Annotated in this window: 13 protein-coding genes; 4 read left to right on the top strand and 9 right to left on the bottom strand. The window is 59.8% G+C overall.

Translation table 11 applies throughout. The annotated features are described in order from the left end of the window. From RB216_RS14340 to RB216_RS14320, 5 genes are all read right to left on the bottom strand, one after another. Positions 1-4,776, bottom strand: a complete 4,776-nt coding sequence (locus RB216_RS14340; RefSeq protein ID WP_308907444.1) for an Mcf1 protease effector domain-containing protein — start codon at positions 4,774-4,776, stop codon at positions 1-3. A 116-nt stretch (positions 4,777-4,892) separates the two neighbouring features. Further along, positions 4,893-6,608: an ATP-binding protein gene (locus RB216_RS14335; protein ID WP_308907443.1), complete on the bottom strand. Its 1,716-nt coding sequence runs from the start codon at positions 6,606-6,608 to the stop codon at positions 4,893-4,895. Beyond that, complete coding sequence (locus RB216_RS14330; protein WP_308907442.1) at positions 6,608-8,107, bottom strand: ATPase domain-containing protein; 1,500 nt, start codon at positions 8,105-8,107, stop codon at positions 6,608-6,610. Before RB216_RS14330 ends, RB216_RS14335 begins: the two co-directional genes overlap by 1 nt. A 144-nt stretch (positions 8,108-8,251) precedes the next feature. After that, complete coding sequence (locus RB216_RS14325; protein ID WP_028616183.1) at positions 8,252-9,310, bottom strand: tetratricopeptide repeat protein; 1,059 nt, start codon at positions 9,308-9,310, stop codon at positions 8,252-8,254. A gap of 70 nt (positions 9,311-9,380) precedes the next feature. Continuing rightward, positions 9,381-10,274, bottom strand: a complete 894-nt coding sequence (locus RB216_RS14320; RefSeq protein ID WP_028616182.1) for a bestrophin family protein — start codon at positions 10,272-10,274, stop codon at positions 9,381-9,383. 201 nt (positions 10,275-10,475) lie between these two features. Between RB216_RS14320 and RB216_RS14315 the strand changes: the two genes are divergently transcribed. The 4 genes from RB216_RS14315 to RB216_RS14300 are packed head-to-tail and all read left to right on the top strand — an operon-like array spanning position 10,476 to position 14,362. After that, positions 10,476-11,243: an SDR family NAD(P)-dependent oxidoreductase gene (locus RB216_RS14315; RefSeq protein ID WP_028616181.1), complete on the top strand. Its 768-nt coding sequence runs from the start codon at positions 10,476-10,478 to the stop codon at positions 11,241-11,243. A 12-nt stretch (positions 11,244-11,255) separates the two neighbouring features. Beyond that, a complete protein-coding gene (locus tag RB216_RS14310) occupies positions 11,256-12,440 on the top strand; it encodes an acetyl-CoA C-acyltransferase (protein ID WP_308907441.1) in 1,185 nt (394 codons plus the stop codon). A gap of 9 nt (positions 12,441-12,449) precedes the next feature. Beyond that, positions 12,450-13,577 (top strand): acyl-CoA dehydrogenase, encoded by a 1,128-nt coding sequence (locus RB216_RS14305; protein ID WP_308907440.1) that lies wholly within the window; start codon positions 12,450-12,452, stop codon positions 13,575-13,577. An 11-nt stretch (positions 13,578-13,588) separates the two neighbouring features. Next, positions 13,589-14,362: an enoyl-CoA hydratase gene (locus RB216_RS14300; RefSeq protein ID WP_033902889.1), complete on the top strand. Its 774-nt coding sequence runs from the start codon at positions 13,589-13,591 to the stop codon at positions 14,360-14,362. Positions 14,363-14,499: 137 nt separating this feature from the next. On the opposite strand, the gene RB216_RS14295 is transcribed toward RB216_RS14300, so the two are convergent. From RB216_RS14295 to RB216_RS14280, 4 genes are all read right to left on the bottom strand, one after another. After that, positions 14,500-15,651 (bottom strand): acyl-CoA dehydrogenase family protein, encoded by a 1,152-nt coding sequence (locus tag RB216_RS14295; RefSeq protein ID WP_028616177.1) that lies wholly within the window; start codon positions 15,649-15,651, stop codon positions 14,500-14,502. 3 nt (positions 15,652-15,654) lie between these two features. After that, complete coding sequence (locus RB216_RS14290) at positions 15,655-16,758, bottom strand: enoyl-CoA hydratase/isomerase family protein (RefSeq protein WP_308907439.1); 1,104 nt, start codon at positions 16,756-16,758, stop codon at positions 15,655-15,657. A gap of 141 nt (positions 16,759-16,899) precedes the next feature. Beyond that, the gene (locus tag RB216_RS14285) at positions 16,900-17,610 is read right to left on the bottom strand and encodes an HPP family protein (protein ID WP_068933133.1); all 711 of its coding nucleotides are present in this window, start codon (positions 17,608-17,610) and stop codon (positions 16,900-16,902) included. Between the two features lie 192 nt (positions 17,611-17,802). Then, the gene (locus RB216_RS14280) at positions 17,803-19,425 is read right to left on the bottom strand and encodes an ArnT family glycosyltransferase (RefSeq protein ID WP_122685046.1); all 1,623 of its coding nucleotides are present in this window, start codon (positions 19,423-19,425) and stop codon (positions 17,803-17,805) included.

Here is a 19,425-nt window from a genome sequence, read left to right as displayed (position 1 = left end):
TCAGTCCGCGCGGTCAAACACCTCAGCCTTGGCGCGAGAATCAAGCACCTGAGGCACATGCCCGCCTTCGATCAGGTCAAACGTCCCATCTGGCTTGACATCAATGCCGGAGGCGGTGGCGATCGTGGCGGAGGCGGGTTGTCGCTTCATGATGTTCAGTAACACAGTCTCACCGTTATGGCTTTGCCCTAGCGCACTGCCCAGCCCGGAGGTGGACCTGCTTAGATCGCCTCCCACGAAAATCACTTTTCCGCCACCCGCCAAGGATGCATCCAGCTCTTTGAGTACACGATATTGTTCGGTACTTGGAACGCCGCCTTGAAAGTGCATCAATGTGCGCTTGCCGTAGATCCCCTCTTTGAGGTCGGTAAGTACGGCAATGGCCGTGCAATCACTGATCCCCCTGGTGCGAATTATCGAGGTGGAATCTGTGGCGGTGACATTTATATAGTCCGACATGTGGACTTCGTGGAAGGTGGCGGCGGGGGGAGTGTCGCCTTGGGGCTTCGTAATCGCCGCCTCCCTTGTCGGGATTCCATCCGTGGTGCCGGTCGGTTTCAGCACAGTAATGCGCTTGTCATAAAGCCCTTTGACGTTACGGGTGTCAAAGGTTGCGGCGCTCATCCACGACGCCTCGAACTCACTGATCTTGAATTCAAGCGTGTTGCGATCGGCGCTGTGCGTTTTATAGGGCGCCGGAAGTTTCTTGTCATTGAATATTCTATCCAAGCCGCGACGCATCATCTTTTCGCTCGAGAACTCGGCAACGCCATAGTTGGGATCGTAAAAAAAGAATGTTTTATTTGTGCCATCCGACGTCACACCCGCCAGCATTGCGTGGTCAGGTGTCTCGATCATAAAGGTCTTGTTACCGTCGGCGCGCGCCAAATCTTTCACCATGTCTTGATAGGATACTTGGTGGGGTGCCTTGCCGATGTGGATCGTATCCGGGTGGCCCACGGATTGTTGTAGTCGAGCCAACGAGCGCTTGAACGTTCTCGATGCTTCTTCTGTGGGCTTTGCAGCTGCGGCATATACATTGTCAAGAAAGATCCGCTCTTTACCCTCTGCCTTGGCGGATGCAAAGGCCCGTGAAAGGCCTGCACATTGCCCCTGGGAAAGCGGGTTGGTTTGGCTAAGGTAAAGCGTTTGAGGAACTGGGGTAAACGTGCCGCCCACGGAATTTACATGCGTGTCGAACATCTGTGCGCCCTTGAACCCATGCTGGACGGCCAGTCTTTCCTGCTGACGGACTAACGTACCGACTTCCTCTGCCGTTCGGCCGGGACGAATCGCCAGCTTTATGACGTCTTCTGATTTCATGCCGTTGGTGTAGCCCTCAATACGTTGCGGATCGCCTTGATCGTACCCCCGCTTATACGCTGCACTGGGCACCCCATCGCCTTGGTGAGTATCGAGCAACCGTCCCCACTCTCTTCGCGCTTGGATAGATGCCGCTGATGGAGACGTAACGGTAGTCTCCCAAGCGCCAAGCTCACGTGCGTTCCCCCGAATAGACGGTTGGAAGTCATCCAGTGCTTTGCCATAGGGACGCAGGGAGTCCGTATCAAAGGCATACCATTTATTATCCTGAAGCACAGCAATGCCATTGGAAACTGACCCGCCTGCCTTGTAAGTTCCCACCGCAGCTGCATCAAATTGTTTGCTTGCGGCCACTAAATCGTAGTTGTTCAACCCTTTCAATTGTCGGATGTCTTGAGCCGCATCGGAGATGACGCGTTTTCCGGCGCTCACCACACCACGTCCACCCGCTCGCAATAAATCCACGGTACCGTCAAGCGGGTTCACCAGGCTGACCGCACCCAGCCCGACGGATTTTGTTATCCGTAAGGCCTTGCCTCCCGCGGAGGCGGCACTGGATGCCACTTTCGCCACTTTACCAGCCGTGCCAGCCCCGACTGTCAGTACGCCAAATATATCGAGGGACAAGTCAATGATGCCTTCCCCGATATTGCCATTGATGAAGTTGTTGATAGCCGACCTGAACGGGATCAGGTTAAGCAGGATCTCACCCAGTTTCTTGTAGAACGGTACTTCGGACTCAAACGTCGTGAGACCACGGGCCTGGGCTTCGAGTGATCGCCATGTGCTGGTATGTTTGGCAACTGTTACGCCGATCAGCGTTGTTCTCAGGCTGGCGAAGCTATTCAATGGCCCTGCGCCATCCGCTGTTTCTTGCCTCAAGTCGTCGCGAATGGAAAGGGCGATGGGTTCCATGGACCGATAAGGCGTATTGACGTTAAGTGGCACGCCGTCGTAAATACCAGGGCCGGGCTGGATGCCGGATGGAAAATCACCCAGGTCCCGGCGCTTTTCGAGCGTGTTTTTCTGAACATTGAGTTCATACGTGTGAGGGATTCCGTCGCGTATGACTTTCAACAGAACAGGCTTGCCCTTCTTGACCGGTTGTACTCTAGGCTCGTCGCCCATACGTACAATATCTGGCAGACCTCTCATCTCGCTGAAAGCAGAAATACTTCCGAATTCAATATTCTTGCGATCTTCCAGGGGTAACTGCGCAATCAAGTTTTTGACTTGTGTTTCGACACTTTTGTCCAGAGCGAGGCCAAAGGCTTTGTATTGAGTCGCAAACTCTGTGTTTATGTTCTTCAGGTCCTTGGTCTTACTCAGTACATCCTCAATCGTGAAGTTTGGCGTATTGGCCTCGTAGCGGCCACGGCCTCTGGCCGGCGGTGTATAAGAGGCGAGTCGCCAGGCGTTGGTCCCATTGGACCTGCCCCTTACATTCGGCGCTTTTGGCGGGTTATGGAGCATGTTTTCCATGTACAGGTCCAGAAGCGAATAAGGGCCTTCTCGATCCCTGTCGTATTTGTCGAGCACTATGCATTTCAATTCCAGGCGCACGTCATCCCCCAGTGCCTTGCGCAACGCTGCCAGGGCAAGCTCCTTGCGGGAAGAAGGTGCAAGCGTACGTTGTGCTTCGGACGCGCCGCGCAACTCGGTTACTTGCGCGTTATAGGCATCGGTGATTGTTGCCATGTCCGCAGGCGACGTGACGCTTGTGACGATGCTGTTAGTAAGACCCCACTCCTTGAGCGCCTCGTACTGGCTGACGTATTCGATCTTGCGCTGGGCATCGGAGACGGGCGCAATGTCCCCCGACATCATCACGTCCGCATAACTCATCGTCGCCGTCGCACCAGGCGCCTGCGCCTCGATACGGGCCACCGCCGTGCTAAAGCTCACGTGGGCAGGAGAGCCGTGGGTGAGCGTCGGCGGAATATCCTTCACCAGTAACTCCGGCGCCTTCGAGGCCAATCGCAAATGTGCTTGAACCAGTGCCCTCTCGGGAGATGAGGCCTCACGTACGCGGTAGTACAAGTGGTCGGCCACTTGCTGGAGCGTTCCCGATAACGGCTTGCCTTTGAGTTGCTGGCCAGCGAGGTCAAAGCCCGAAATGTGCTTTTGCGGTAAGGCACGCTGGGTCAGTAGATCCCCTACGTTCACGTTTAAGGCAGCCAATAACCAGTCGTTGATACTGCCTTTGACTGACAGTGTGTCGAACTTGGCCTGGATCGCAGTGCCCAGTGCCTGGCCCTTGGGTGACTGAATGAGCCGGTCAATCAGTTGTCGCGGCTTGCGCAGTTCGGACGGATCTATGGCAACACCCTGCATCAATGCCTCCAGCACTCCACCGGTGGTCCCGACGTTCAGATCGCCCACATTGCCGTGCAGCAAAAACGCCAACAATTGGCGCTGGCTGCCTGCATCAAGGGGTTGAGGCCAGGACAAGGCCCCACCATAGTTGCCATTGATCGGGCTGTGGAGGGTGGGTGTCAGCAGGTAAATTTTGAGGTTTTCCACCTCTTGAGCAGTCCCGGGGAGGTTGATCCCATGGTACTCAAGTAAATCTTTAAGGGTATTCAAGCCAGTTCCCGCGCGCCCCCAGTCTTGGGTATATGAGGAGTCGGGATGAGCCTCGAAAGGGGTCCCATTCAAATACTGGGAAAGGGTGGAGGCTTCACGCGTGCCCGACCTCAGTTCTTCACCCAGATTCCCCAGCCACTTGGCGGCCTCGTGCCGGTCGTGCATATTTCCCAGCAGGGTTTTCTGGCGGTTGAGTGCGTCTTCACTGCGTTGCTCGTGGACGTTGGAAAACGCGACGGGATCCAGCGTCGAAAAGGATTTGTCGCGCTCCAACTCGGCTGCGCGTTGCTGGAAAGCGGAAGGTGAGTGCAGCGCCTGTTCGAAGTAAAACTGCCCAACCAGCCAGGCCGGTGCGCGATCGATGTTCGTTGGGTGTGGCGGGCTGAAGGGCAGGCTTCTGCTGGAGACGGCCCTACCGGCTTCCATCAGCGGGCCTCTGACTGCGGCCCACGCTGGGTCCCCGTTTCCGGCGATGTCTGTACCACGCGCTGTCGTTTGGAAATAGATTCGCCCGGCAGCTGGCAGTATTTTGATCGTGCCAGTTGCACTGCTGTCACGTCTCCATGCAATAAAGTCGGGCGATTGAGCGGCATCACCCAGCTGCTTCCACCACTGTCCGAACGTGGAGTGCGCCGGGACATCAACCATAATTGCATTGTCGTTGACGGGGACGCCTGTAAAACCGCTCAACGCCTTGCCATAGTTTTGCGCCAGTAAACTATCGCCGTGGGCACGAGACGACCCATCGCCAGCCGGAGAGGGTACGTCTGCGCGTCTGGCTTCAGAGCGTGCTTGTGTTACAGGCGCCTCAGTATGAGTGGAGAGAGGCAACAGCGAGGTGCGCGATAAACTATTCGGAATCGTCATGGCATTTGGACTCGATCTTGGGAACTGAGGCCCACTGGGTACAGATTCTGATTACCCGTGGTAATCGTTCGTACCGCTATCCCCTTGATCGATTCCGGCCAAATGCGAAAACTCTATTACTTGTTATTGCTTTGCGCCTGCGGAGGATCTGCCTCCGTGTTGTGCGCCCGGATCATTTCCCGCACCTTCGCCGTCAACAAATCAAAGGTGAACGGCTTGGTGATCAACTGCATCCCAGGGTCCAGAAAACCACCACGCACGGCCGCGTGTTCGGCATAGCCGGTGATGAACAGCACCTTGAGGTCAGGGCGGATCTGCCGGCCTATTTCGGCGAGTTGCCGGCCGTTCATGCCAGGCAGGCCGACATCGCTGATCATCAGGTCGATACGCTGATCGGATTCGATGATCGGCACCGCAGTGTTGGCGTCACCGGCCTCGACAAAGCCATAGCCCAACTCTTTGAGCACCGCGCTGACCAATACCCGCACGGCGGGGTCGTCCTCGACGATCAACACCGTTTCTCCCGCATTGGCGAAAGGCAGCAGCGCCGCGTCGGCCGCCACGTCCGCGACGATTTCCCCGATGAATCGAGGTAGAAACAGGCTGACAGTCGTGCCTTTGCCAACTTCACTGTGGATGATGACGTGGCCGTGGGATTGGCGGGCGAAGCCATAGATCATCGATAGCCCCAGGCCCGTGCCTTGGCCGATCGGTTTGGTGGTGAAGAACGGATCAAATACACGCCCCATCACACTTTCCGGAATACCGCAGCCCGTGTCGCTGACACTCAATTCGACGTAGTCACCGGGTTCCAAGGTGCCATAAGCGGCCGTGAACACGTTGTCGAGGTGGCGGTTGGTGGTTTCCACGGTAAGGCTGCCGCCGTTGGGCATGGCGTCTCGCGCATTGATCACCAGGTTGAGCAGGGCGCTTTCCAACTGATTGGGGTCGGCCTCGGCGGTCCACAGGTGGCCGGTGAGGCGCATGTCCAGGGCGATGCTTTCATTGATGCTGCGTTGCAGCAGCTCACCCATGGACGTGACCAGTTGGTTGATCTCCACAGGTTTTGAATCAAGGGATTGGCGGCGGGAGAACGCCAGCAGCCGGTGGGTGAGGCCGGCGGCACGATTGGCCGAGGTAACGCCGAGGTCGATCAGGCTGTCGAGGTCGTCCAGTTTGCCCCGGGACACACGCCTTCGCAGCAACTCCAGGCTGCCGATGATGCCGGTCAGCATGTTGTTGAAGTCATGGGCGATGCCGCCGGTCAACTGGCCGACCGCTTCCATCTTCTGCGATTGGCGCAACGCATCTTCGTTGTGACGCAGTTGGGCAGTGCGTTCTTCGACCTGTTGCTCGAGGGTTTCCAACGTACGCTGCAGGCGCAGTTCGCTTTCACTCAGTTCTATCAGGCGGTCCCGTGCTTCGTATTGCCGACGACGCCCACGCAGGGCGGTGCTGACCAGGCTGATCAGCGTCACCGGATGGAACGGACGCTCCAGGAACGTCACATTGCCCAGCAAGCCGCTGAACCGGGATGAACCGTTCTGTTCGCTGCCGCCGTGGTGGGTCATCAGGACAATAGGCAAGTCTGACCAGGCAGGTTGTTGGTGCAAATGCTCCAGCAAGGGATCGAGGTCAACGCCCCGCAGCGCTTCGGCGGCGATGATCAGCAAACCGCAGCCGTGCTCCAATGCCTCGCACAACGTGCCCAGATCGCTGGCAATGATGCCACTGTAACCGGCCTCATTGAGCATCATCAGCGCAAGCGAGCTGTCACGTCCCAGCGGCGCGAGGATGATCGCGCGCTCGGAGACAGGTGTCACGACCGTCACTAGCCCATGTCCTTGAGCAGGGGCGAGCCGGCGCCCATGTAGGTGGGAATGCCGCGCAGGACACCCTGGAAGTTGTTCAACGGCTCGCCCACGGTCATGCCACGGCTGCCGATGCGGTACTCACGAATCGTCGACTCATGGGAGCCGGTACGTTTCTTGATAATCGAGATGGCGCGACGCACCTCGCCGAGTGCCTCGAAGTAACGCAGCAGAATCACCGTATCGGCCAAGTAAGTAATATCGACTGGCGCCTGCATGTCACCGACCAGGCCATGCTGGGCGACGGTCATGAAGGTGGCTGCGCCTCTGCGGTTCAGGTACAGCAACAGTTCGTGCATATGCAGGATCAGTGCGTTCTCTTCCGGCATTGCGGCCTGATAGCCGTTGATGCTGTCGATGACCACAGTCTTGATCCCACGCTCATCCACGCAACGCCGGACGCGGTGGGAGAACTCGCCGGGAGACAGTTCAGCGGCGTCCACTTGCTCGATCAGCAGATTGCCGGTGGCTTGCAAGGCCGCCAGGTCGATGCCCATGTTCTTCATGCGCTCGAACAGCAGGCCCAACTCTTCATCGAAGATGAACAGCGCCGCCTTTTCGCCACGGGCCACGGCGGCGGCGGCGAAAATCATCGAGATCAGCGACTTGCCTGTACCGGCCGGGCCGAGGATCAGGCTGCTGGAGCCCGTCTCGATGCCGCCGCCAAGCAACGAATCAAGCTCGCGGATGCTGCTGGTGAGCGTCTCGCGGTTGTAGCCGCCACGGTGCTCGGCCGCGACCAGACGCGGGAACACATGCACACCACCTCGCATGATGGTGAAGTCATGGAAGCCGCCACGGTACTTCTGGCCCCGGTACTTCACCACCCGTACCCGGCGACGTTCGGCGCCGTAGTTGGGCGTCAGTTCTTCCAGGCGAATCACCCCGTGGGCCACGCTGTGCACGGTCTTGTCCAAGGATTCGGTGGTCAGGTCATCCAACAGCAGCACGGTTGCGTCATAACGGACGAAGTAATGTTTGATCGCCAGGATCTGTCGGCGATAACGCAAAGAACTCTGCGCCAGCAGGCGGATCTCGGAGAGGCTGTCGACGACCACGCGGGTCGGCTTGACCCGCTCAACCACCTCGAAGATTTGCCGCGTGGCTTCGCCCAGTTCCAAGTCCGAGGAATACAGCAGGCTTTGCTGATGTTCAGCGTTGAGCAGGCTTTCCGGTGGGGTCAGCTCGAAGATATGGATATTCTCGTCCAAGTCCCAGCCGTGGGATTTGGCACCTTGACGCAGTTCACGTTCGGTCTCGGACAAGGTGATGTACAACGATGTCTCACCGTTCTTTGCGCCCGCCTGCAGAAAATGCAGGGCGACGGTGGTTTTACCGGTGCCTGGTTCACCTTCCAGCAGGAACAGGTGGCTGCGCGATAGTCCCCCGGAAAGAATGTCATCCAGACCTTCGATGCCGGTGGCGGCCTTTTCACTGAACAGCTCGTTGGATGTAGACAAGGAGTGCCCTCAGGTCACGTTCAAATAGAGGGGCGCGCCGCTCTTGGTGCGCCATATTTACTTGACCGTAGTGGCCTTTAGCGGTTCAACGTTTCGTAAAGTTTGTGCAACGATGGCTTGGGTTTACACGTTTTCAGCCTGGACCTACAGGCCTTGCTGCAACGCCGGATCATCCGGATTCTGTTGCTCAAGCTGCGCCAGCAGGACCTGGACGTTCTGCAACTGACCGCTTTCCTTCCAGTAATTGATCAGCAACACCCGTGCCTTGCGATTGGCGGGGTGGCGCTGGATGATTTCTTCCAGTTGGCGCTGGGCCGCCTCCAGTTCTTCCTGGGCGTGCAGGGTCGTGGCGAGGTCGTAGCGATAGTCCTGATTGTCCGGTTCCAGCTCAACGGCCTTGGACAGACCGAGCAGTGCATAGGGCCGCTCGCCGTGGTGCAACAGCCAAATGCCCAACGCGTGCTGCAGGTAGGCCGACTCGGGGTGCGCGGACAACTGACGCGCGAGCAACTGGCGGGACTCATCGGTCTTCCCTTGTTTATCCAGCAGTTCGATCTGCGCGACGACGGCTTGCAGGTTGTCTGGCTGCAGGCGCATCGCCTGTTCCAGGGCATTTTGCGCCTCCGGCAACAGCGCGCTGTGGATGTACAGGCGTGCCAGTTGAATCCAGCCTTCGGCCGTTTCGGGCTGGGCCTTGAGTTTTTTCACGAACTCGTCCAGTACCTGCTGCAACGGACCAAAATAGAGGCCCAAGGTATCTGGCGATAAACCGAGCAACGCGTTGGCGGCGGCAAACCGTACCTCCTCCTCGGGATCGTCCAGCACGGGGCCGAGCAACAGCGTGCGCTGACCGGTCGGGACCAGGCCGACAATACTGTGAATGGCGGCCTCGCGCACCAGGGGCGACTCGCTGGCCAAGTCTTTGTCTGCCAGCTTCAGGGCCTGGGGACTGGGATAGTTAGGCAACTCAGCATGCAACGCAGCGCGGCGCTCGGGGGACAGGTCCGGCCGGCCCAGTTGCTGGTACAACACCCGCGCCGCCCCAGGCTCGCCGTTACGCGCCTGTTTCAGGGCCTTGGAGTAACCATGGGCAATAGCGGGCGCTACAGCCACCGGGGTGGAGCGAGAGAAATACCAGGTGATCAGCACAATCAACAACAGGGCGCACAGGCCGACGAGGGAGTAACGGCGTGACTTTGACATGCAGGCGTCCGAAAGCGTGGGCAGCAAAGCCGTCAGCTTCGGTCAGACCACGGCAGGTGTCAAACCCGCATCAGGTCAGCACGTATTCCACTGGCTCCAAAGGCGGTGGCAGATCGGTTTCACCGAGGGCGGCCAATACTTCGCGCTCCAGAGTGCGCAGGAGGGCATTGCAGGGCAGGTCGTTTTCGTCAAAGCCGAACGGGTCCTCCAGGTCATCACCGATTTCATCGAGGCCGAAAAACGTGTAGCTGACGATGGCCGTGAACACTGGCGTCAACCAACCCAACGGCTCGGCCATGGCGAACGGCAGCAGGATGCAGAACAGGTAGATAGTGCGATGCAGCAACAAGGTATAGGGAAAGGGCAGCGGCGTGCTCTTGATCCGCTCGCAGGACGCCTGCACCTGGCTGAGACTGACCAGGCGCGCCTCCCACTGTGTGTAGCGCCATTCGCTGATCACGCCTTGCTCGGCCAATGCGCAAAACCGTGCGCCGACCTGTTGCAGCAGGTTGTCGGGCAGGTTGGGATGGTTGGCCTGGAACTGGCTCCACGGCTTTATGGCCTGGGCTTCATCTTCATGGCGCAGCCGTGCGACCAGGCCATGGGCGAAGCCGCACACGCTGCGCAGCAAACCCGCACGCTCGGCCGGGTCCCGCAGCACCTGGGTTTCGCGGATCAACGAGCGCACATCGATGATCATCTGCCCCAGTTGCTTGCGGCCCTCCCACCAACGGTCATAGCAGGCGTTGTTGCGAAAGCTCATGAAGATCGACAGCGACAGCCCGAGCAAGGTGAACGGCGTGGCATTGACCTTGGAAAAATACGCCGGGTGCAGGGTTTCCACCAGCACGATCACCGAGGCCAGCAGGGTGACTAACAGGCTGCGCAGGGCGATGCGCTTGGCTATCGAACCCTTGAGGGAAAACAGGATGCCCAGGAGGTTGGGTTTGGGTCGGACTATCATTCAGGGGGCGAGCTTCTGTGTTGGTACAGCCCATCAGGTTAGAAGCACGCACTGCGCCCGTCCAATCGCTTGGGCTGACTGGCTGATCGGCGGGGTCGATGACTGGCCAAACCAGTCAGGCAGGTTGAGGGCTTTGACCATTGCCGCAGTGGCGCTCTGGGGCGACTATTTCGACGATTCGGACCGTTAAAGAGAATAACAATGCAGATTGAAAACAAGATCTTCCTGGTCAGCGGCGGCGCTTCCGGCCTGGGTGCGGCCACCGCTGAAATGCTCGTAGCGGCAGGCGCCAAGGTGATGCTGGTAGACCTCAACGCCGATGCCGTGGCGGCCAAGGCCCAGCAGTTGGGCGCGAATGCCCGTAGCAGCGTGGCGGATATCAGCCAGGAAGCGGCCGCCGAAGCCGCCGTACAGGCCACCGTTGCAGCCTTTGGCGGGTTGCATGGGCTGGTAAACTGCGCCGGCGTAGTGCGTGGCGAGAAAATCCTCGGCAAGAACGGCCCCCATGGCCTGGCCAGCTTCGCCCAAGTGATCAACGTCAACCTGATCGGCAGTTTCAACCTGTTGCGCCTGGCGGCCGCTGCCATTGCCGAAACCGAGGCGAATGCCGACGGCGAACGCGGTGTGATCATCAACACCGCCTCCGTTGCCGCGTTTGACGGTCAGATCGGCCAGGCGGCGTATTCCGCGTCCAAGGGCGCCATCGCCAGCCTCACCCTGCCGGCCGCGCGTGAACTGGCGCGTTTTGGCATCCGCGTCATGACCATCGCGCCCGGCATTTTCGAGACGCCGATGATGGCTGGCATGACCCCGGAAGTCCGTGATTCCCTTGCGGCCGGCGTGCCATTCCCGCCACGCCTGGGCAAACCCGCCGAATACGCCGCGCTGGTGCGGCACATCATTGAAAACAGCATGCTCAATGGCGAGGTGATCCGTCTCGACGGTGCCTTGCGCATGGCAGCCAAGTAAGGAGGATTTTCCATGACCGATCCCATCGTTATTGTCAGCGCCGTGCGCACGCCCATGGGTGGCTTCCAGGGTGACCTCAAGGGCCTGACCTCACCGCAGTTGGGTTCCGCGGCGATTCGTGCGGCCGTCGACAGGGCCGGTATCGCCACCGATGCCGTGGATGAAGTGCTGTTCGGCTGCGTCCTGCCCGCAGGCCTCGGCCAGGCACCCGCACGCCAGGCGGCGTTGGGCGCCGGGCTGGACAAGGCCACGCGCTGCACCACCCTCAACAAGATGTGCGGCTCGGGCATGGAAGCCGCGATCCTGGCCCATGATTCGCTGCTGGCCGGCAGCGTCGACGTGGTGATTGCCGGTGGCATGGAAAGCATGTCCAACGCGCCGTACCTGCTCGACCGCGCCCGCAATGGCTACCGCATGGGCCACGGCAAGGTGCTGGACCACATGTTCCTCGACGGCTTGGAAGATGCCTACGACAAAGGCCGCCTGATGGGCACCTTTGCCGAGGACTGTGCCCTGCACAACGGTTTTACCCGCGAGGCCCAGGATGCGTTCGCCATTGCGTCCCTGACCCGCGCGCAGGAAGCGATCTCCCATGGCAATTTTGCCGCCGAGATCGTTCCGGTGCAGGTCACCGTGGGCAAGGAGCAGAAAACCATCGTGCATGACGAACAGCCGCCCAAGGCCAAGCTGGACAAGATCAGCAGCCTGAAACCGGCGTTCCGTGAAGGCGGCACGGTGACGGCGGCCAACTCCAGCTCGATTTCCGATGGCGCAGCGGCCTTGCTGCTGATGCGTCAGTCCGAGGCGCAGCAACGTGGCCTCAGGCCCTTAGCGGTGATCCGTGGGCATGCGGCATTTGCCGATGAGCCGGGATTGTTCCCGGTGGCGCCGGTGGGCGCTATCCGCAAATTGATGACCAAGACCGGCTGGAACCTGGATGAAGTGGATCTGTTCGAGATCAACGAAGCCTTCGCCGTGGTCAGCCTGGTGACCATGAGCAAGCTGGAAATCCCCCACGCCAAGGTCAATATCCACGGCGGCGCCTGTGCCCTGGGCCATCCGATCGGCGCCTCCGGTGCGCGGATCCTGGTGACGCTGCTTTCGGCCCTGCGCCAGAACGGCCTCAAGCGTGGCGTCGCAGCGATTTGTATCGGCGGTGGTGAAGCCACGGCCATGGCTGTTGAATGCCTGTACTAAGGACTGACCATGCTGCCCAATGACGAACAACTGCAAATCAGCGACGTGGCCCGGCAATTTGCCCAGGAGCGCCTGAAACCGTTTGCCGCCGAATGGGACCGCGAGCATCGCTTTCCCAAGGAAGCCGTCGGTGAAATGGCCGAACTGGGCTTCTTCGGCATGCTGGTGCCGGAACAGTGGGGCGGTTGCGACACCGGCTACCTGGTCTACGCCATGGCCCTGGAAGAAATCGCCGCGGGTGACGGCGCCTGCTCCACCATCATGAGCGTGCACAACTCGGTAGGCTGCGTGCCGATCCTCAAGTTCGGCAACGACCAGCAGAAAGAACAATTCCTCAAGCCCCTGGCCAGCGGCGCCATGCTCGGTGCCTTCGCGCTGACCGAGCCCCAGGCCGGTTCCGACGCCAGCAGCCTGAAAACCCGTGCACGCCTGGAAGGTGACCATTACGTGCTTAATGGCTGCAAGCAGTTCATCACCTCTGGGCAAAACGCCGGGGTGGTGATTGTGTTTGCTGTGACCGATCCGACGGCGGGCAAACGCGGGATCAGCGCGTTCATCGTGCCGACCGATTCGCCGGGCTACAGCGTGGCGCGGGTCGAGGACAAGCTCGGCCAGCATGCGTCCGACACCTGTCAGATTCTGTTCGAGGAGGTGAAGGTGCCAGTCGCCAACCGTCTTGGGGAGGAGGGCGAAGGCTACAAGATTGCCCTGGCCAACCTTGAGGGCGGCCGCGTGGGTATTGCTTCACAAGCGGTGGGCATGGCCCGCGCCGCCTTTGAAGCCGCCCGCGACTACGCCCGTGAGCGTGAAAGTTTCGGCAAACCGATCATTGAACATCAGGCCGTGGCCTTCCGCCTGGCGGACATGGCCACGCAAATTGCGGTCGCCCGGCAGATGGTGCATTACGCCGCCGCCCTGCGTGACAGCGGCAAGCCAGCGCTGGTGGAAGCCTCGATGGCGAAGCTGTTCGCCTCGGAAATGGCCGAGAAAGTCTGTTCGGCCGCCTTGCAAACCCTGGGCGGTTACGGTTACCTGAGCGACTTCCCCCTGGAGCGGATCTACCGCGACGTGCGGGTCTGCCAGATTTACGAAGGCACCAGCGATATCCAGCGCATGGTCATCTCACGCAATCTCTAAGGAGCCGATACATGAGTTACGAAACCATTTTGCTCGACGTCCAAGGCCGCGTCGGGCTGATTACCCTCAATCGCCCGCAAGCCTTGAACGCTCTCAACGCGCAACTGGTCAGTGAATTGAACCAGGCATTGGATGGCCTGGAAGCCAACCCGGAAATCGGTTGCATTGTGCTGACTGGCTCCAAGAAAGCCTTCGCCGCCGGTGCCGACATCAAGGAAATGGCCGAGCTGACCTACCCGCAGATCTACCTTGATGACCTGTTCAGCGACAGCGACCGCGTGGCCAACCGCCGCAAGCCGATCATTGCCGCCGTCAACGGGTTTGCCCTGGGTGGCGGCTGCGAACTGGCCTTGATGTGCGACTTTATCCTGGCAGGCGACGGCGCCAAGTTCGGCCAGCCGGAAATCAACCTCGGCGTACTGCCGGGCATGGGCGGCACCCAGCGCCTGACCCGTGCCGTGGGCAAGGCCAAGGCCATGGAAATGTGCCTGACCGGGCGTTTTATCGACGCGGTAGAAGCCGAGCGCTGCGGGATCGTCGCGCGTATCGTCCCGGCTGATGAGCTGTTGGAAGAGGCGCTGAAAGTCGCGACTCTGATTGCTGGCAAGTCAGTGCCTATCAGCATGATGGTCAAGGAAAGCGTGAACCGTGCGTTTGAAGTGAGCCTGTCGGAAGGCGTGCGCTTTGAGCGCCGGGTGTTCCATGCAGCGTTCGCGACGCAGGATCAGAAGGAAGGCATGGCGGCGTTTGTGGCCAAGCGTGCGCCCGAGTTCAAGGACAAGTAACGCGGTTGTGTGAACACTAGAGCTCAAATGTGGGAGCGGGCTTGCTCGCGAAGGCGGTGTTTCAGTCGACATCTTCATGACTGATCCACTGCCTTCGCGAGCAAGCCCGCTCCCACAATGATTTTGCACTGTGTCAATTAAAGCTGGTAGTGCTTGAGTTCCCTGGCAATCACCATTCGCTGAATCTCGCTGGTCCCCTCGTAAATTTGCGTGATCCGCGCATCCCGGTAGTAACGCTCCACCGGGTAATCCTCCAGATACCCATACCCGCCATGAATCTGCATCGCTGACGAGCAGACCTTCTCCGCCATTTCCGAGGCAAACAGCTTCGCCTGGGAAGCTTCCGACAGGCACGGTTTGCCGGCACTGCGCAGTCGTGCAGCATGCAAGATCAACAAGCGTGCGGCATTCAGCTGGGTTTGCATGTCGGCCAGCAGATTGGCCACGCTCTGGTGCTCGATGATCGCCTTATTGAATTGCACGCGGTCACGGGCATAAGCCAACGCTGCCTCAAACGCCGCACGGGCGATGCCCAGCGCCTGGGCGGCAATGCCGATGCGTCCACCTTCCAGGTTGGAGAGGGCAATTGCCAGGCCTTTTCCGCGCTCACCCAACAGATTGGCCTCGGGCACTGTGCATTGGTTGAGGGTGACGGCGCAGGTGTCGGAGGCGCGAATGCCCATTTTGTGTTCGGTGCGGTCCACCACGAATCCCGGTGTTGCGGTGGGCACCAGGAACGCCGAGATGCCTTTTTTGCCCAGCTCGGGGTCGGTCACGGCAAATACGATTGCCAGTTTGGCGCGCTTGCCGTTGCTGACGAATTGCTTGGCGCCAGTGATCACCCACTGACCATCACGCAATTCGGCGCGGGTGCGCAAATTGTGAGCTTCGGAGCCGGCCTGGGGCTCGGTCAGGCAGAAGCAGCCGATGGCCTGGCCGCTGGCGAGGTCCGCCAGCCAAGTCTGCTTCTGTGCCTCTGTGCCGTAATTGAGGATCGGCCCGCAACCCACTGAATTATGGATACTCATCAACGCGCCCGTGGCGCCGTCGCCGGCAGAAATCTCTTCCACAGCGAGGGCGTAGGCGACGTAATCGACGTAGGTGCCACCCCATTCTTCAGGCACCACCATGCCCAGCAGACCCAGTTCGCCCATCTTGGCGACCAGGGCGTCGTCGATCCAGCCGGCTTTCTCCCAGGCTTGGGCGTAGGGCGCAATTTCGCCACGGGCAAAGTCGCGCGCCATGTCGCGGATCATTACTTGTTCTTCTGTATATTCAATGTCTTGCATGGCTTAGTTCGCAACCTGCTCGAAGTGTTGAAAGAAGCTTTCTACATGACTAAGGGAAAGCCCATGCAGGGTGGGTGGGTTCCAGCGCGGGGCCTTGTCCTTGTCGATGATCAGCGCACGCACGCCCTCAATCAGATCGCCACGTTCGAACCATTGGCGGTCCAAGTGCAATTCCAGGGCAAAACACTGCTCCAAAGGCAGGCGGCGGCCGCGACGTAGCATTTCAAGGGTAACGGCCATGGCCAGGGGGGAGCGGGTCTGCATCAGGTTGGCGGTGGTCAGCGCCCATTCGTGGCTGTCAGCCACGGTGACCTGTTGCAGTTGCTCGACAATGCTCGGCACATCCGGCAGCGCAAAGAAGTGGTCGATAGCGGGACGCAAGGCAGCCAGTGGCGCGTCGGGCAGTTGCTGCACGGCCAGCTTGGCGAGCACGCCTTGCAGATCCTTGAGCGGCGAGTCTTGCCATTGCAGGCGATCAAGCTTCTGGTCCAGGTCGGCCAGCTTGTTGCTTTCAAGGTACCAGTCCGCCAGCCCGCAGTAGAGCGCGTCGGCTGCGCGGATCTGCACCCCGGTGACGCCCAGGTAAATCCCCAGCTCACCCGGAATACGCGGCAGGAAGTAGCTGCCGCCCACGTCAGGGAAATAGCCGATGGCCACTTCCGGCATCGCCAGGCGGCTGCGCTCGGTGACCACGCGCAAGTCGGCGCCTTGCACCAGGCCCATGCCACCGCCCAGGACAAACCCATCCATGAGTGCCAGTACCGGTTTGCGGTAATGGTGGATGGCCAGGTCCAGTGCGTACTCCTCGACGAAGAAGTCCTGGTGCAGGCTATCGCCGTTCTTGAAACTGTCGTACAGCGAACGGATATCGCCGCCGGCGCAGAAGGCTTTTTCACCGGCGCCGCGCAAGACCACGGCGTACACCTGTGGGTCATCGGCCCAGGCCTGCAGTTGGGACGTCAGGCTGCGCACCATGTTCAAGGTAATAGCGTTCAAGCCGGCGGGGCGGTTGAGGGTGAGGTGGCCGATGTGGTTACGGACCTCGGCGAGGACTTCGTCCTGAAGTGTTTCTGCGTGGCTTGCCTCGGATGAAACCTGAGCAGTCATCGATAACTCCCTGCTTTTATTGTTCTTTATCAAGATGTTCGCGGACGAACCATCTCGCGATCGTACCAGTGCAAATTTGCCCAGTACAACCATGAATCATGCAGGTTGTTTTTGCATTTATGCAGGGAGTGGACGGCGGCTTCAAGGCACCCGGCTGGCCAGTACTTCACCGATGCTGCGGCGGCGCGCGTGGGTTTCTGCGGCGTGGATCAATTGTTCCAGCTCCGTAGGCTCCACGTCGTAGAATTGCTCCATTTCAGCCAGCGCGAGCTTCAAGTCGGCGGCAGTGATCGCAGGGTCTCGCGCGGCCTGCGGACGATTGAGAATAGCCGGCGGGAATTCGGCAGCGCCTTTGGGATAACGCGTGCGCGTCGCGTTGTTGTAAGCCAGTGCGCAGGCCAGCAAGGCGCTGGCGCCGAGCAACACGGCGCCCAATTCATACCAACCCAGAGCGGCGGAGGCAGGGTCGGCCAAAACCAGCGTCATGGCCAATCCACCGGCCGGGGGGTGCAGGCAACGCAGCCAGCACATCAGCACCACCGTCATGCCCGCTGCCAGGCAGGCGCCGCCCAGGGAGGGCCCCAAGACACGGGCTACCAGCAGCGCAACCACACCCGCACACAGATAGCTGCCGATGATCGACCAAGGTTGCGCCAATGCACCGGACGACACGGCGAACAACAGCACCGCCGAAGCGCCGAGGGGGCCGAGCAGGTGCAACGCCACCTCCATGCCAAATACTTGGGAACACACCCAGACACTGAGCAGGGTGCCCAAGGCCATGCCGATGGCGGCGCGGCTCCATTCAGTGGGGCGGGTATTGATAGCAGCGGGGAACCAGCGAGCGAGCATTGAAAGGGGATCCATAAACAGCGGGCAAAAAAAAGGCTTGTCTGGTTGCCCGGAAAAGCCCTTTGAAAGTTCCAACATTTGGGGGAAGGAACTCATGCAGTGTGCCGACCTAGGAAGGATGGCGCCAATGCATATTGATGCAGGTTGAGTGCAAAAATAATGAATTGAATGCCGGCACTGCCGGTGCAGTGGTCAAGGTTGCGGCGCTTTGGCCAAGTGCAGCAGTACATAGGGGTTGCGGTCAAACTCACCGACCAGGGTCGGGGTAAGGGTGCGAAAGCGCGGGTCCTGCAAGCCTTCGTAATCCGCTTGACTCATCACCAGCCAGGCTGGCCCCTGGATTGGCTTCAGCTCGGCTTCCAGCTGCGTAAACAACGGCACTTGGTCGCAGTCGAGGTTGACCATGTATTTGATCGCCTTGGCGTCTTTGCCCAGGCCGTGCAACACCACCGGTGCCTTTTGCTGCATGACGTGCTCATGCACTTGCAAGGTAAAGGTACGGGTGTCATAGACACTGCGTTCCAGCGGTTCGACCACCAGGATATAAGTGGCCCATACCGCCAGTACGCCTGCCAAAGCCGGTCCGACCGTGCGCAATTGAGTTTTGAACAGCGCCAGCAACGCCACTAGCTGCAGCCCGCCAAGCACACCGAACACCCAGCCCAAATGGCTCAATTGTTCCGGGTAGCGCGGCCGCGCGAAGAGCAACCCGGCTATCAACAGCGTCGGCAACAACGTCCAGATACCGAGCATCAACCCACGCAACCCGGCAAACAGCCGCCCATGTGCCACTTGGAACGGATACGCGGCAATTATCGCCGCCATGGGCAGCATTGGCAGTACATACCGCGCTTTTTTCGCCTGGGGAATCGACAAGCCGAGCATCACCAGCAGACCCGCGGCGGCGCAGTACCACACCAACTGCAATGCCGGTCCCGGCACCCGGCGCCCACTGATCACCATAGCCAACAGCACCAGCACAGCCATCGGATACGCCAGGGCATAGTTGCCCAGGGAGCTCGTGAAGTAATACAGCACGCCGCTGGAGCCTTCGCTGCCATCCATGCGCCCGAGGAACTGCATGCGGATTACGTCCTGCATGAAACGCTCGCCGCCGCTCAGTTTAGCCATCAGCAATAACAAGCCGACGCACGCCACCAGCAATGCCAACGCGATCAAACCAAAGCTGAACAGTTGCCGCCATTGGCGGTTGATCAGGTAATAGCTGCACAGCACGCCAGTGGGAATGACCAGCCCGATCGGCCCACGTACCGCAAAGCCGAGAATCAGCAGCAGGTACAACCAATGCAGGCGTTTACCTGCACCGAAGTGGTCGTGTGCATACCCCAGGTAGAACACCGCCAGGGCGATCGCCGCCAACATCTGGTCGAGGGACACCGCACGGGTTTCGCTGATAAAACTGCTGCTTAGCAACAGCATTGCGATGCTCAATAGACCCCAGCGCTGGGAGTAGGGTGCCGTCAGGCGATACACCAGGGTGACAATCGACGCCGAGGCAACGGCCGTAGGCAGCCAGGCAGTAAAGCGGGTGACCTCGCCAAACGGCAACGACACCAGCCACGTCATCAACGTCGACGTGGCCAGGTAATCCGCATAAGGCTGGCCGTAGGTGGTTGGGAAGAAACCAGGCCCATGGCGCAACATTTCCTGGGCAAACAGCACGAAGCGGGAGTCGAAGCCGATGATTGCCTGGTGCCAACTGCCGGCTATGAATAGCAACAACGCCAGCAATCCCAAACCGAGGGATTGGCGGCGGACCGTTGGATTTAACAGGGACGGTTGAGCTTTGTTCAC

This window comes from Pseudomonas canadensis, from assembly GCF_030980095.1.
Taxonomy (GTDB): domain Bacteria; phylum Pseudomonadota; class Gammaproteobacteria; order Pseudomonadales; family Pseudomonadaceae; genus Aquipseudomonas; species Aquipseudomonas canadensis.
This window is presented reverse-complemented; position numbering and strand designations above follow the sequence as displayed.

Bases quoted from the DNA above. Each gene is read 5' to 3' on its own strand.
- RB216_RS14285 (WP_068933133.1), bottom strand. From the start codon at position 17,610: ATGCTCGCTCGCTGGTTCCCCGCTGCTATCAATACCCGCCCCACTGAA.
- RB216_RS14300 (WP_033902889.1), top strand. From the start codon at position 13,589: ATGAGTTACGAAACCATTTTGCTCGACGTCCAAGGCCGCGTCGGGCTG.
- RB216_RS14325 (WP_028616183.1), bottom strand. From the start codon at position 9,310: ATGTCAAAGTCACGCCGTTACTCCCTCGTCGGCCTGTGCGCCCTGTTG.
- RB216_RS14295 (WP_028616177.1), bottom strand. From the start codon at position 15,651: ATGCAAGACATTGAATATACAGAAGAACAAGTAATGATCCGCGACATG.
- RB216_RS14315 (WP_028616181.1), top strand. From the start codon at position 10,476: ATGCAGATTGAAAACAAGATCTTCCTGGTCAGCGGCGGCGCTTCCGGC.
- RB216_RS14305 (WP_308907440.1), top strand. From the start codon at position 12,450: ATGCTGCCCAATGACGAACAACTGCAAATCAGCGACGTGGCCCGGCAA.
- RB216_RS14310 (WP_308907441.1), top strand. From the start codon at position 11,256: ATGACCGATCCCATCGTTATTGTCAGCGCCGTGCGCACGCCCATGGGT.
- RB216_RS14290 (WP_308907439.1), bottom strand. From the start codon at position 16,758: ATGACTGCTCAGGTTTCATCCGAGGCAAGCCACGCAGAAACACTTCAG.
- RB216_RS14340 (WP_308907444.1), bottom strand. From the start codon at position 4,776: ATGACGATTCCGAATAGTTTATCGCGCACCTCGCTGTTGCCTCTCTCC.
- RB216_RS14320 (WP_028616182.1), bottom strand. From the start codon at position 10,274: ATGATAGTCCGACCCAAACCCAACCTCCTGGGCATCCTGTTTTCCCTC.